The sequence below is a fragment of the Stenotrophomonas sp. 89682_Sma genome (assembly GCF_056481405.1).
Genome location: NZ_CM151147.1, coordinates 2,276,652 through 2,289,869 on the forward strand (window position 1 = coordinate 2,276,652; position 13,218 = coordinate 2,289,869).

12 protein-coding genes are annotated in these 13,218 nt (G+C 61.5%); 7 read left to right on the top strand and 5 right to left on the bottom strand.

Features of this window, described 5'->3' with window-relative positions:
- The first annotated feature begins 19 nt into the window (after window positions 1-19).
- Together ACZK29_RS10565 and ACZK29_RS10570 are read left to right on the top strand one after the other, a co-directional pair.
- Entirely contained in the window at window positions 20-547 is a 528-nt protein-coding gene (locus tag ACZK29_RS10565; protein ID WP_395760189.1) for a DUF6988 family protein, read from the top strand.
- A 242-nt stretch (window positions 548-789) separates the two neighbouring features.
- Window positions 790-1,464 (top strand): helix-turn-helix domain-containing protein, encoded by a 675-nt coding sequence (locus ACZK29_RS10570; RefSeq protein ID WP_277779079.1) that lies wholly within the window; start codon window positions 790-792, stop codon window positions 1,462-1,464.
- A 314-nt stretch (window positions 1,465-1,778) separates the two neighbouring features.
- Here ACZK29_RS10570 and ACZK29_RS10575 read toward each other — a convergent pair whose 3' ends face one another.
- The 5 genes from ACZK29_RS10575 to ACZK29_RS10595 form a co-directional block, all read right to left on the bottom strand.
- Window positions 1,779-2,408 (bottom strand): cyclin-dependent kinase inhibitor 3 family protein, encoded by a 630-nt coding sequence (locus tag ACZK29_RS10575; RefSeq protein ID WP_306341171.1) that lies wholly within the window; start codon window positions 2,406-2,408, stop codon window positions 1,779-1,781.
- Between the two features lie 1,098 nt (window positions 2,409-3,506).
- A complete protein-coding gene (locus ACZK29_RS10580; RefSeq protein WP_031269101.1) occupies window positions 3,507-3,938 on the bottom strand; it encodes an NIF family HAD-type phosphatase in 432 nt (143 codons plus the stop codon).
- Between the two features lie 88 nt (window positions 3,939-4,026).
- On the bottom strand, window positions 4,027-4,656 hold the full coding sequence (locus tag ACZK29_RS10585) for a hypothetical protein (RefSeq protein WP_136191796.1): 630 nt from the start codon (window positions 4,654-4,656) through the stop codon (window positions 4,027-4,029).
- A 175-nt stretch (window positions 4,657-4,831) separates the two neighbouring features.
- A complete protein-coding gene (locus ACZK29_RS10590) occupies window positions 4,832-5,773 on the bottom strand; it encodes an SseB family protein (protein ID WP_049401588.1) in 942 nt (313 codons plus the stop codon).
- A gap of 2 nt (window positions 5,774-5,775) precedes the next feature.
- Window positions 5,776-6,069 (bottom strand): BPSL0761 family protein, encoded by a 294-nt coding sequence (locus tag ACZK29_RS10595; RefSeq protein WP_223224794.1) that lies wholly within the window; start codon window positions 6,067-6,069, stop codon window positions 5,776-5,778.
- Between the two features lie 315 nt (window positions 6,070-6,384).
- Between ACZK29_RS10595 and ACZK29_RS10600 the strand changes: the two genes are divergently transcribed.
- From ACZK29_RS10600 to ACZK29_RS10620, 5 genes are all read left to right on the top strand, one after another.
- On the top strand, window positions 6,385-6,627 hold the full coding sequence (locus ACZK29_RS10600) for a heavy-metal-associated domain-containing protein (RefSeq protein WP_224482004.1): 243 nt from the start codon (window positions 6,385-6,387) through the stop codon (window positions 6,625-6,627).
- Between the two features lie 137 nt (window positions 6,628-6,764).
- Window positions 6,765-7,160, top strand: a complete 396-nt coding sequence (locus ACZK29_RS10605) for a hypothetical protein (protein ID WP_005413404.1) — start codon at window positions 6,765-6,767, stop codon at window positions 7,158-7,160.
- A gap of 73 nt (window positions 7,161-7,233) precedes the next feature.
- Complete coding sequence (locus tag ACZK29_RS10610; protein WP_170935783.1) at window positions 7,234-8,538, top strand: TolC family protein; 1,305 nt, start codon at window positions 7,234-7,236, stop codon at window positions 8,536-8,538.
- The gene (locus ACZK29_RS10615) at window positions 8,535-10,049 is read left to right on the top strand and encodes an efflux RND transporter periplasmic adaptor subunit (protein ID WP_478447022.1); all 1,515 of its coding nucleotides are present in this window, start codon (window positions 8,535-8,537) and stop codon (window positions 10,047-10,049) included. Before ACZK29_RS10610 ends, ACZK29_RS10615 begins: the two co-directional genes overlap by 4 nt.
- Complete coding sequence (locus tag ACZK29_RS10620; RefSeq protein WP_005413407.1) at window positions 10,046-13,186, top strand: efflux RND transporter permease subunit; 3,141 nt, start codon at window positions 10,046-10,048, stop codon at window positions 13,184-13,186. The genes ACZK29_RS10615 and ACZK29_RS10620 overlap by 4 nt, the downstream gene beginning before the upstream one ends.
- The last annotated feature ends 32 nt before the right edge of the window (window positions 13,187-13,218 follow it).

The window sequence follows — 13,218 nt, forward strand, 5'->3', positions numbered from 1 at the left end:
GGTGGCGGCACTTTGCCAGATGTCCCTTGATCACGCCGTGGCAGTACAGTCCCTGATCGCTACTCTGCCCCAGTCAGCAATCTCGCTGGTCCGGCCCCAGTATGAGGCCCTCGTGCGTGCAACCTGGGCATGTTATGCAGCTACCGACACCGACATCGAGAAGCTTCTTGCGCCCCTGACTCTGGAGAGTCAGCAAGCGGCAAAGAGGCTCCCTGGCGTTCAGGACATGCTCGTAAAGCTTGAGTCCTCTGGGCCCCGAGGAGCATCACAGTTGTTGGGCAGAGCCAGACAATGCCTTTATGTCGGCTTGAACTCCTATCTCCATGCCGGGATTCACCCCTTGGCAAGGCAGTTAAATGGCTACCCGGGCGCGCTTCTGGCGGGGGTGGCCATGAACAGCAATGCGCTTGCCATGCTAACCCTTCTGAATCTGGCGCACCTGTGGCCAGGCGAACCAGTTCTGGCATGGATGAATGCACTGCATCATCAATTTGGGGGTGTTTTGCCAGAGTTGGAGCCATTGACCCCCCATCAGCCCTCGCCATAGAGCTGTCCCGGATCGCCTGCGCGTCTAGGGTGGGGTCTGTGGTGAGTGACTAGGCAGTTGGGCCTCGCCCCCCTCTGGGGGCACGGGGAGAACATCACGGGCGCATAAGCAGTTGCCCCGGATTTCTCGTTGGGGCAAGTCCTGGCAGTTGATCTGTGTCGGGGGCCTGTCGGGCGACTGTCATGTTTCCAAGTTCGGCACCCTCCTAATCTGGGCTCCCTACCCCTCCGGAGTTATCTTCTATGACCACCAAGACCCCGCCTGGCCTGCTTACCGCTGCTGAGGTTGGCGCCTGCATTCGCCAGTTCCGCCAGTTGCGTCATTGGTCGCAAGAACAATTGGCCGAGATCTCGGGCCTGAACGTGCGAACAGTTCAGCGGGTTGAGCAGGGTGACTCGGCCAGTTTCGACACCCGTCGCGCACTGGCGCGCGCCTTCGATTTCAATGACATCGATGCACTCAACAAGCCTTTCTCGCTGCCGACAGACGAGGAACTGCAGGCGGCGCAAGCGCAGTTTGAGCGCGACTACATCACCCTGGCGGTGTCCCCGCTTGCTGCTGGGCGCGAGCTGGCCAGCCTGATCGTTTCGTGCGACATGGATCTGTCCGAACCGGCTTTCGAGCTGTCGCGCGAGGCGGCGAGCGAGTTTGCTGCACTGGTCGACTACTACCGTGAGTATCGCGACTGCCAAGACCTGTATTCAGAAGTCGACAAGCTAGACATCTACGACGGGCTGCAGCAGCGCATTGAGGTCCTGCGGGAACTGGGAGTATCACTGTCGCACGGTCAGCGTAAGGTCGTCATTCGGATGGGCTCAGGTATGCCGATGGATGCCACGGTCCTGTACGTCGTGGCGTTTCGCCTCGGCCACGAGTGCAGTCAGATCGTAACTCCTAAGGCAGCACGCATCGGCTGAGTCAGCATTCATTAGATCGATAGTGGTGGCGATACATCTGACAGATGTCTATTGATCGCGCCGTCGCAGTACAGTCCCTGGAGGTTGCCCTGCCTTAGTCAGCGATAGCGCTGGTCCGGCCCCAGCACAAGACCCTGATTCGTGCGACAGCAAGGTTCTTAGCTTTCGAGGCAGCGAATTTTTGATGTGCCCTGAACCCTCGCGAAGATCCACTATGGAGACGCCGTCGATTTCTGGATCCAGACCTAAGAAGCCCTCGAGTTCTGGATCCACAGGCAACTCGTCCTTGAGTTCCTGACTGCGCACCTGAGTGGTCAAGCTCCGCCCGGGTGAAGGCTCTGCGCCCAGTACTCTAGGAACTCCTCTTGAGCAATCGTTTCGATTGCGCCTGGCCTGGCATGCCGCACCATGTGGATGGCATCCGATGCCCGCTTGGCCTCGCCAGACTGCAGCAAAAGCATGGCAGCGACCGTTCCCGCGCGTCCCAACCCCCCCTTGCAGTGGACCACGATCCTTTGACCGCTCAGCATGTCAGCGACGAGCTCAGCACTTAGCTGTAGCCAATCTTTGAGGAGTCTGTCGTCTGGTGCGGCTCCATCAGTGATTGGCAGTCCATGCCAAGAGATGCCCTTCCCCGCCACTATCGCCGGTAAGCTCTCGATTCGAAGGTCCTTGAGCTCCCAAGGCTCAAGCAAGGTGACTAGGTGAGTGGCACCCCAGTCCTGAATAGCCGAGACGTCCACATCTAGGTCTCTCGCCCATGCTCCAGTCATGGCGACTTCCTGGTACTTGCCTGGCGCAAATGTCACCCCTATGCCGCCTCCATGGGCTCCAACAGGCAACTCTGCAATCAGTAACGGGTGGCTAGCGCTGGTGCGCATCATTTCGGCTCTCCCAACATGCGGTAACGTTCTGCGTCGTGCGCCGGGGCGCTCCCCGCTCATTCGCTGCACGGCTAGGATATCGGATGTTCAGATATCGTTGAACTGGAGAGAACACCTAAGGGTCAATATCGGAAAGTCAGATAGACAGTCTGTGGGCAGGTTGATATCCTGACAACTGGTATCGCGATTTGAGGGCTGTGTGGCCTATGTCGTTAGCCAACCGACCCTCATCGCGCCCTGGCCAGAACTGGACAATTTCGTTCGTTCAATAGGTCCCTTTCTTGCGTGCGCGTGGTGCGCGCTAGAGCGCTCAAGAACGGCTAGTTCGCCGGTAGCTGCTGAGGGGTTGGCCTCGCAGGCACTTGACACGCTTGCGACGCTGCGCGTCCTCCATCGCGAACCAGTCGAATGTTCTCGGCTTGCCGCAAGATCTCTGTATGAGCCCCTGGCTTGGTCCTACAAATCTCCGTGGTCTCGCAGTGACTTGAACCTTGAGTCGGCATTGACCCGGTCGCTCACCCAGTGGGCGGCTGAGTGCACGCCCAGTGCGAGGCGGAATCTCGGAATTTCACTGGCATCCACCGAAGCTCGAGCGTACTTGGCAAACCTTCTGCGGAAGCATCGGTTGGACCCGAAGCTAGGCGACGGGCTTCAGTCGATTGGATCGCCTGAATGGAATGCGCTCAGCTTGGGGCGTAAGCGCTACGTGCTGTGGGCGAGCATGCGAAATTCTGCCTCGGAGTTCATACAAAGCGGTTTGGATGAGCATGCCGCGAGGCGAGCACTTGATCGCGAGATAAAACGCAGATGCATCTGGTTAGCTGGACGCGAGCAAGCTGGAACCCTCGCCCGGAAGGATTTTTGCTTCTTGCCTGGTCAGGGTTGGCGTCAGCCGTTGATCCTGGACGTTGCAATGGAGACTTTCCTGCCGCTGGGCATGGCGTACTGGCTGGAACCTAGCGGCAGTTGGCAGCTTTAGCTTCTAGTCTGAGTAGACCGACCAGCTGCCACGGGTCCATGAGATGGTTTGAGGGGGCTCAGGACTCTATCGCGGTAAACGCCCCCCCAGGTCTATATCGACGGTTCTCCAACGAAGCGCTGGACCTTGGTTGACCGGCGAGCCTGTGGCCCATTGGACGCTGGCCAAGAGATGGCCCTCTAGTACTCGTTCAGTCGCTTACGGATTGCCTCGATGGCATCGTCCAGTCCCGCGTCGTCCTCGGGGTAAGGAGAACAAAACAGTTGAACCGGGACCCAGCAATGTTCCTGTCCCGGTTGTACATAGGGGGCGTAATCATCTAGTAGCCATGCAGAGCCGATGGGCTGGGAAACGTTGGCAAGATCCTTCGTCGGCCCAGTCCAGTCTATGTATGGCAAGCGGGCAAACCAACCCGGGGCCGCTCCTTCGCAAGCCAATAGGTCGGCAATCTCGCGAAATCTAGGCTCCGGAACTGTGGTGAAGATGACTAGACCCTCAAAGAGCGACTTTGCCGACTCCAGAAATTCGTAGAGGCCCGGGCGCGGGATCTGGCTTACAGCGTTGGAAATCAGCGTTCCTTCTAAGTCCAAGGCGAGGATGGACGGGCGCATTGTGTAATGGTCCTCTTTGGCGGGGGTGAACGTCGGTACCGCTACCAAGCCCCGCCGGAGGGTGATCCGCCGGCGGGGCTTGGTAGCATCAGACATCTTCGAACTCGCTCGCTTGCTTGAGTTGGTTCTCAAGGAAATCAATGCGCTTCTGAAGATCGGCACTTAGATAGGCTTTGTCCGTAAAGTCCATTGCTGTCTCAGGGATCATCTCCAGCTCGACGCGTGTGGATGTAGCTTGACGAATCGCCAAGGTGGTCCAGGCCTTATCGCCCTTGACGAATCCGACAGTGAATCGAGCCGTAACATGGTGTTCGGGCTTGAGGCCTTCGATGGAACGGAAATCGCTGCGCACCTTCGACGTGGCTACAGGCTGTACATCGCCATTGATGTACAGCGCCGCATTCCAGCTCGCTTCGCTCAATGGCAGTGTTGAGCGGTTGATGATGCGGGCGGTGATGACTGGCTTGGGCCCAAAGAAGCTGTTTTCCATCCGGAACTCTGGATCAACCGCACTGACCCTCTTTAGCTCGGCGATAGTAGGAAGTTGATCGTTGGCCTCCTGTCGTAGCGCTTCTATCTCCTTGGGATTGCTATCCCTGATGTGCTTAACCTGCCCTCTCACCACCTGCCTTACGGAAGCGTTTGGGTAGGTCTGGTTCAGTTTTTCAAGAAGGTCGGCAGGGATTCGTGAGAAAAACAGCCGAATCGTCTCTAACACCATGATTCAACGAGGAAACACCCCTCGACGTCAGGCAGTTCGTGGATTACAGACCTAGGCTTGATTGAACCAGAAGCCGCGTGACACAGGCATTCCTGGAGTACTGCTCAGGCACGCGTGCCCTTCTTGAATATTGGATTCAAGAGTTTCCACGCTCCTGACCCAACGGAAACCTTCAAGAAGGCTCTGACCGTCGCCTGATCCATTGCAGTAGTTCCTCGTGCGGGATCGTACGTCCAGCGTCGACGTCGGCCATACCCTCGCGGGTCCGCCGTTCCTTCTCTTCCTCGGTCAATCCCGGAAGGAGTGCTAGTAGCTTATCTTCAGGGCTCATAGGCCGATGAGCTGTGCTCAAGTTGGCTTGATTCTCGTGAAAAAATATGGGCAGGATCTGGGGATCATCCAAGCCCGCCGGCAAAGGCAGCGATACGTCGTGGACCGCCAAGTCGATGATGACGTCCAAATCTGAGCATAAGGGCTGTATGGCGGTGGTCACCAGACGAGCCGCCCGCTCGGCGAAAGCCAGGTCCACCACCAGCCAGATCAACAGACCGGGAGGCTGTTCGACGCCCCCTGACGAGTGAGTTTCCAGGAGATAGGCCGACGAGACGAAGTCGGCGTGCTCAAGGCTGCCGCTGATGGCCGGAGCGAGCCAAGCCGGCGCGGCCTGGGCAGGTCTCACCGCGAACTCCGCCGGCGCCAGACGTTCCACCCTGGCCAGAAAGCCCGTATCCAACAATGTCGCAACCTCTTCCGGGTACAGGACAACGCCGCCGTAGTTGGGATTGAGCATCAACGTCGCGCCGCGAGTACCGGTTAGCAGCTCACGGCCTGAAACTCCCAGAATTCTGACAGCAGACGAGCTGGCCGCCTGCGCCTTGTCGAGCGAGGTAAAGAAAGGGATCGCATCGAAACCGTCAGGATGGCGGAACTGGACCAGCCGCAGTGTCTGCGCGTCGTCCGAGATGGGCGCATGCACGTACACGATCGCATCCATCAGTCGCTTGAAGAATGCGCGTTCCTCGGCCGCACTGTCGCGGGCCCGTTCAAAGGAAGCCTCCAGCGCTGTCTCCGCAGACGTAGTCCCTCTTCCACGCGGCCTGCTCGGTTGCTTCATGGTCAGATGCGATGAGGGCCAAGCGGGTACCCGGAGAACCAATCCGCCTCGATCTCGCTGCTCAGGTAGGGTCGTACGAAGGCCGACTGGGTCAGCGCTCGCAGCCGCTCTTCGTGCTCAGCAATCGCCTCGATGTCGCTGACGGTTGGATAGTGCCGCAGCAGTCGATATGCCTCTTGCCGCACCTCTTTAGGCACGGCTTGGCTGGCCGCTAGCTGCCTGAGGAACGCGCCCGCCTGCAGCACATTGCGGGTGCGCTCAGATGGCATCGTCATGACATCAAGAATGACTAGCACTAAGGAATGCTTAGCTTATCGCGTTTGTGGCCGGCCAGGGCACGGTGCAACTACAGACCTTGCGATTCCTGTATTAATGTAATATAATCAATAACTTAATTCGCATAAGTGAGCGTTATGTCCATGGAGTGAGGGCCAATAGGAACGAGCAGGTAGCCTGAGCCTTCCCATGATGGGAAGGTCAACAACGCGGGACGGATTACCACTCAACTTGCCTGTCGTTTGACCTTCCCACCGTGGGAAGGCTCATCGTCACGCCGTCGGCAAACCGCCGATGCTTTTGGAGGGTTGTCCATGAATCTCGTTGTTGAAGGTATGACCTGTGGTCACTGTGTCCGAACGGTCACCCAAGCCATTCAGGCCCTTGACCCCCACGCCCAGGTGGACGTCGATCTGGGCAGTGGCGTGGTCAAGATCGAGGGCCTGCTTGCCGTAGAACAGGCGGTTGAGGCTATCCAGCGGCAAGGCTATGTGATCGCTGCGGTGCTCCCTTCTGAGGCTGGTACGCCGGCCGCCCCGGCCGTCGCATCCTCCTGCTGCGGCGGATGCCACCGCTGAGTCCGCGCGAGGGCTTGATCCTGATCAATGACAGTCGGCCCCAAGAGGGCTAGACTGGCCATCATGAGAGCTCGCACGTCCCCTGCCCTGATCTGCCCAGCGTCCGCAGGCGCTGCTTCGGGCGTGCGGGAGCTGTCATGGTGAGGCTGCTGAGGCGATGGCGGCGACCCCGTTCTCGTGCCCGACTGGCATGGCTGGGACTGTGGGCGCTGCTGCTGCAGCAACTCGCGCTGGTGGCTTACGCCTGTCCGCTGGAATCGGTGGAAGCTGGACAAGCGACCCTGATGGTCGGTTGCGAAGAGATGTCCACGCCGGATCCCGATGCTCCGGCGTTGTGCGACCAGCATTGCCAGCGCGATCACATCGCCACGGCCGATGCGAAGGCCCCTCAAGTGCCTTACCAGCCCGCGCTGGCCGCCTTCGCGCTGGTGCAGGCTCTGTTGCCACCGGTACACGCGCAGTTGTATCGGGATGTTCCGGTGTGCGTGTCCGATCCGCCTCCCCTGCAGCGCTTCTGTAGCCTGCTGATTTAAGCCCCCTCCTGGATTGACCCGTGCTCGTGCTGCATGCGTTGCAGCGCGCTCGTTGTCGTTTCCCGGAGGTCTTATGGAGATGTCTTTCTTCTTGCGTGCAAGGCGCAAGATGGCGTGTGGGTTCGTGTTTGCCCTGGCGCTCAGTGGTCCTGTGCTGGCGGCATCGCCCGCTATCCCGATCAGCTACACAGAAGCCCTACAACGGGCGCTTGCTAACGCCCCAACCCTGCAGGTGCGCCGATCGCAGATCGATGCCAGTACCGAAGAAGCCGCGCGTGCTGGCGCGCTTCCCGACCCACGTTTGATCGTGGGGCTGGCGAACTGGCCCGTCAGCGGACCCGATGCCTTCAGCTTGCGGGCCGATGAGATGACCACCCAGCAAATCGGTCTGATGCAGGAGTTTCCTGCGCGTGCGAAACGACGTGCCGAGCACGCGTTGGCGCAAGCGACGCTGGCGCAAGCGCGCTCACTGTCGATGGCCGAACAGCAGATGGTGGCCCAAGCGGCCGCGCTGGCCTGGATCGAGCTGTGGAGTACGCAGCAAGCCGTAGATGCGTTGGAAGGTCTGCGCGAGCCGGCCCGTATAGCCGAGCGTGCGGCGCGTGCTCGCTTGGCAGGCGGCACGGCCGGGGCCAGTGATGTGCTTGCCGCCCAGGCCGCCCTACTGCAGTTGGACAATCGCCTGGAGCAGGTACATGCGGAGCACGCCGCCGCGCAGGCCGGCCTGGCGCGGTGGTTGGGTATTGCACCAGAGGCGATCTTGGCCAGTGGTGCGGCACCGGATTTTTCGCAGTTGCCATTGGAGCCCACCCAACTGCTGGCCAAACTGGACCAACACACGCCACTACTGGGCTGGGAGGCACGCGAGAGCTTAGCCCAGGCCCAGGTGGATGCGGCCGTGGCCGAAACCCGCCCGGATTGGAGTGTGGAGCTCACCTACGGACGTCGCGAGCGCGCACCCGACGGCATGGCGCGCAGCGACATGCTCATGGTGGAAGTGGGTGTGGGCCTGCCGCTGTTCCAGAAGAACCGCCAAGCACGAGGCATCGCGGCACGGCGGGCCGAGCTGGAGGCGGTGTCCGCAGAGCGCGATGAGGCCCGGCGCATCCAAGCCGAGTCGGTGCAACGCGCGATAGCGCGATGGCGCGGGTTAACCGGCCAGTTGGAGCGCCAGAACACGCAGAGCCTGCCTTTGGCGCGCGATCGTGCACGCACGGCGTTGGCCGCCTACGGCGCCGGTGCCGACCTGCAGCCGTGGCTGGAAGCGCGGCGCGATGAGATCGAATTGCACCTGGAGAACGCCCGTCTGCTGGGCGAACAGGGCCGTGCCTGGGCGGCACTGGCCTATCTGCTACCCCATGAGGAGAACACGCCATGAGCCCGACCAAGACGCGTCTCACACAGCTCGCCGTGGCCCTCGGGTTGCTGGCGCTCGGCTTTGCCGGCGGCTACGCCTGGATGACTCGAACCTCTGATACCACCCCGCCCCCCGGCACGAGCGTCGCAGATCAAGCACGCAAGGTGCTGTACTGGTACGACCCCATGGCGCCGGAGCAGCGATTCGACAAGCCGGGCAAATCTCCGTTCATGGATATGGAGTTGCTGCCCAAATACGCAGATGAGGCCATAGGGGGCGGAACGCAGATCGATCCGCGCCTGCAGCAGAACGTGGGCATACGCACTCAGGAAGTGACGGTAGAGTTACTAGGGACTGCCGTACGCGTGCCGGGCACACTGACGTGGGATCTGACCCAGGAAAGCGTGATCAGTGCGCGCATGGAAGGCTTGATCACCCACGTGCAGGTAAAGGCGCCGTTTACCGAGGTTCGTCGTGGTCAAACGCTGGCCACCGTGCAGGCCCCGGCATGGAACGCGGCCATCGCCGAAGCACATGCCCTGAGCCAAGCTCAGTCCGCGGGCGCGCGTGAGCTGCAGGGTGCGGCGCAACAACGGTTGCGTTCGTTGGGTGTTCCTTCTGGCGCCTCGGCCAGAAGTGGCGTCGTGCTTAGCGCAGACCACAGTGGTGTCGTGACCGAGATCCTGGCACGCGAGGGACAGACGGTGATGCCCGGTACGCCACTGTTCAAGATCAATGGGCTGGACACGTTGTGGCTGGAGGCCTCGGTACCCCAGGCAGCGCTGGGCACCTTGCGGCCGGGGACCTCAGTGCAGGCCACGGTCAGTGCCTGGCCGGCAGAGCGCTTTGCCGGACAGATCCAGGCGTTGCTTCCCCAGGTCGACATGGCTAGTCGCACGCAGCGGGCGCGAATTGTGCTGCGCAACCCGCAGCGTCGGCTGGTGCCGGGCATGTTCGCCGAGGTTCTGGTGCAGCCCGACGCCGAGCAGGCCCTGCCAGTCGTTCCCACGGAGGCGCTGATCGCCACCGGGCGGGACAGCCGGGTCATCGTGCAGGATCCGGACGGGAGCTTCCGGCCAGTGCGGGTGAGTGTGGGACGTAGCGTGCAAGGGCGCACGCAGATCGTGGCAGGCTTGGCCGGTGGTGAACGCGTGGTCGTCTCGGGTCAGTTCTTGCTCGACTCCGAAGCCAGTCTCTCCGGTGCGTTGGAGCGCCTGGGTGCTGCACAACCGACACGCCCTGCCAGCGCATCAGGTGTGCACGAGCGCCATGACGCCGGGCACGAACCACGCACTGTCGTGCCGTCACCGTCCAGACAGCCGGCGCCTGTCGCGCCAGACACCTCCACCTCTACGCCGCCGCGCTGCCCGGTGCAGTACTGGTATGACCCGATGGTGCCGGAGAAGCATTTCGAAAAGCCGGGCAAGTCACCGTTCATGGATATGCAGTTGGTACCCAAGTTCGGCCCCGCCGCAGCCGCTGATTGCCAGGCAAGCGAGGTCATGTCCGAAGCGATGGAGGGCACACCATGATCGCGCGCCTGATCCATGCTTGCATCGCCAATCGCGTGCTGGTGCTGGTTGCCGCCGCGCTGCTGGCGGTGGTCGGTATCTGGTCGGTAAAGAACACGCCGCTGGATGCGCTGCCGGACCTGTCCGATACCCAGGTCATCATCCGCACGCAATGGGCGGGGCAAACCCCGCGCATCATCGAAGACCAGGTCACCTACCCGTTGGCCACCACGATGTTGTCCGTGCCGGGCGTGAAGGCGGTACGCGGCTTCTCCTTCTTCGGTGATTCATTCGTCTACATCCTGTTTGACGATGCCACTGATCTTTACTGGGCGCGCTCTCGAGTGCTCGAGTACTTGAGCCAGGTACGCGATCGACTTCCGCCGAATGTGAATCCGGCGCTGGGTCCTGATGCGACAGGACTGGGCTGGATCTACCAGTACGCCTTGGTGGATCGGACAGGTCAACGTGATGTGGGGCAGCTGCGTGCGTTGCAGGACTGGTTTCTTCGTTATGAGCTAAAAACCGTGCCGGACGTGGCTGAAGTAGCCAGTGTGGGCGGTGCGGTGCGCGCCTGGCAGATCCAGCCCGATCCGCAGGCGTTGGCGGCCCGTGGACTGACGGTGGCCGAGCTCATCGAGGCGGTGGATGCGGCCAACGGCGCTACCGGGGGCTCGGTGATCGAACAAGGCGAAGCCGAACTGATGGTGCGCAGCGAAGGCTACCTGCGCACACAGGAGGCGTTCGAACAGGTGCCGGTAACCGGCAACGACGGCATCCCCGTCCTGCTCGGCGAGGTGGCCACGATCAGTCGCGGGCCGGTCTTCCGTCGTGGTATCGCAGAGTTGGATGGTCAAGGTGAGGTGGCCGGCGGCGTGATCGTCCTGCGGACCGGCAAGGATGCCTTGGGGGCCATTCGGAACGTCAAAGCGCGACTGCAGGCGTTGCAATCCAGCTTGCCCGAGGGCGTGGAAGTGGTGCCGGTGTACGACCGCTCCGAGCTGATCCAGGATGCGGTACGCAACCTCACCCACAAGCTTGGCGAAGAGTTTCTGGTCGTAGCGCTGGTATGCCTGCTGTTCCTGTGGCACCTACGCTCGGCGTTGGTGGCCGTCATCACCCTGCCTTTGGGTATCCTGGCGGCCTTCATCGTGATGCACGCCCAGGGGATCTCCGCCAACTTGCTGTCATTAGGCGGCATCGCCATCGCCATTGGTGCGATGGTCGATGCAGCGGTGGTGATGATCGAAAATGCACACAAGCATCTGGAGCACTGGCGGGAGGCGCACGGCCGGGAACCTCAGGGTGAGGAGCGCTGGCAGCTGATGGCCCGCTCGGCGGCCGAGGTCGGACCGGCCCTGTTCGCCAGCTTGCTGGTCATCACCCTGTCTTTCGTGCCGGTTTTTGCCCTGCAGGCGCAGGAAGGGCGATTGTTCTCGCCTCTGGCCTACACCAAGACCTACGCGATGGCCGCCGCAGCAGGGTTGTCGGTGACCTTGATCCCCGTCTTGATGGGCTACCTGATCCGCGGCCGCATCCGCCCGGAACAGCAGAACCCCATCAATCGCATCCTGATCGCTGGCTATCGGCCCATCCTGCTGTGGGTCCTCAAACATCCCGGTGTCACCTTGCTGCTCAGCGGCCTGCTGCTAGTGCTCACCTTGATCCCCTTTAGCCGGTTGGGCAGTGAGTTCATGCCGCCCTTGGAAGAAGGCAGCCTGTTGTACATGCCCACGGCCCTGCCCGGCCTGTCCGCCGACAAGGCCCGTCAGTTGCTCCAGCTCTCGGGCCGGATGATCAAGACCGTACCGGAGGTTGAGCACGTGTTCGGCAAGGCGGGCCGTGCCGAAAGTGCGACCGATCCGGCACCGATCGAAATGTTTGAGACCACCGTGACCTTCAAGCCGCGGGATCAATGGCGCCCGGGCATGACCCCCCAGAAGCTACGCCAGGAGTTGGACGCAGCGGTCAAGATTCCCGGTCTGACCAACCTATGGGTCCCGCCCATTCGCAATCGCATCGATATGTTGGCCACCGGCATCAAGAGCCCGATTGGGATCAAGGTCTCCGGACCCGATGTGGAGCAGATCGAGCGCCTGAGCCAGCAGATCGAGCAGGTGGCCAAGACTGTGCCCGGCGTGAGTTCGGCACTGGCCGAACGCGTCACGGGTGGGCGCTATGTCGATGTACAGGTGCGCCCGGAAATCGCTGCACGTTACGGATTCACTCAAGGCCAACTCCAGCAACTGATTGCCACGGTCGTTGGCGGTGATCCAATCGGGGAAACGATCGAGGGGCGCGAACGCTATCCCATCGTCTTGCGCTACCCCCGTGGCCAGCGTGACTCGTTGCAGGCCTTGCAGGATCTGCCGCTGATCGCGCCAGGCGGTGTGCAACTGACCTTGAGCCAGGTGGCGGAGCTGTCAATCAGCCCAGGCCCGCCGATGCTCAAGAGCGATAACGGCCGGTTGGTGGGCTACATCTACGTGGATGTGGCCGATCGCGACTTGGGATCGGTGGTCCAGGACCTGCAAGCCGCGGTGCAGACCCAGGTGAGTTTGCCTGCCGGCTATGGTCTGGCGTGGTCGGGGCAGTACGAGTATCTGCAACGGGCTTTGGCACGCCTGCAATGGGTGGTGCCCGCGGCGTTGGCGATCATCTTCCTGGTCATCTGGATGGTGTTTCGCCGGCTTAGCGATGTATCCATCATCCTGCTCAGCTTGCCCTTGGCGTTGGTGGGCGGTTTCTGGTTGATCTGGGGGCTGGGCCATGCGATTTCGGTGGCCAGCATGATCGGATTCATCGCCCTGGGCGGCGTTGCGGCTGAGTTCGGCGTCATCATGCTGCTGTACCTGCGTCATGCCTGGGAGCAGCGCTTGGCCAGCGGTGCGCCGGAAGATGTGTCTACCCTGCAAGAGGCTATCTACGAAGGCGCCGTGCAACGGGTGCGCCCGAAGGCGATGACGGTAGCCGTCATCCTGGCCGGGTTGTTTCCGCTTTTCGTCGGTGCCGGTGCCGGCTCGGAGGTCATGCAACGTATCGCCGCGCCGATGCTGGGTGGCATGCTCACCGCACCGGTGCTCTCTATGGTGGTGATTCCCGCAGCGTTCTATCTAGTGCGGCGACGTGGATTGCGCGCGGCGCGGGGCGACCAATGAGAGACAGACTGAGCACTTGAGGTAAGTCCCCA

What these genes read in the sequence shown, in the direction of transcription:
- ACZK29_RS10565 (WP_395760189.1), top strand. Translation starts at nt 20, where the DNA reads ATGTCCCTTGATCACGCCGTGGCAGTACAGTCCCTGATCGCTACTCTG.
- ACZK29_RS10575 (WP_306341171.1), bottom strand. Translation starts at nt 2,408, where the DNA reads ATGAGCGGGGAGCGCCCCGGCGCACGACGCAGAACGTTACCGCATGTT.
- ACZK29_RS10570 (WP_277779079.1), top strand. Translation starts at nt 790, where the DNA reads ATGACCACCAAGACCCCGCCTGGCCTGCTTACCGCTGCTGAGGTTGGC.
- ACZK29_RS10620 (WP_005413407.1), top strand. Translation starts at nt 10,046, where the DNA reads ATGATCGCGCGCCTGATCCATGCTTGCATCGCCAATCGCGTGCTGGTG.
- ACZK29_RS10605 (WP_005413404.1), top strand. Translation starts at nt 6,765, where the DNA reads ATGGTGAGGCTGCTGAGGCGATGGCGGCGACCCCGTTCTCGTGCCCGA.
- ACZK29_RS10610 (WP_170935783.1), top strand. Translation starts at nt 7,234, where the DNA reads ATGGAGATGTCTTTCTTCTTGCGTGCAAGGCGCAAGATGGCGTGTGGG.
- ACZK29_RS10580 (WP_031269101.1), bottom strand. Translation starts at nt 3,938, where the DNA reads ATGCGCCCGTCCATCCTCGCCTTGGACTTAGAAGGAACGCTGATTTCC.
- ACZK29_RS10590 (WP_049401588.1), bottom strand. Translation starts at nt 5,773, where the DNA reads ATGAAGCAACCGAGCAGGCCGCGTGGAAGAGGGACTACGTCTGCGGAG.
- ACZK29_RS10615 (WP_478447022.1), top strand. Translation starts at nt 8,535, where the DNA reads ATGAGCCCGACCAAGACGCGTCTCACACAGCTCGCCGTGGCCCTCGGG.
- ACZK29_RS10600 (WP_224482004.1), top strand. Translation starts at nt 6,385, where the DNA reads ATGACCTGTGGTCACTGTGTCCGAACGGTCACCCAAGCCATTCAGGCC.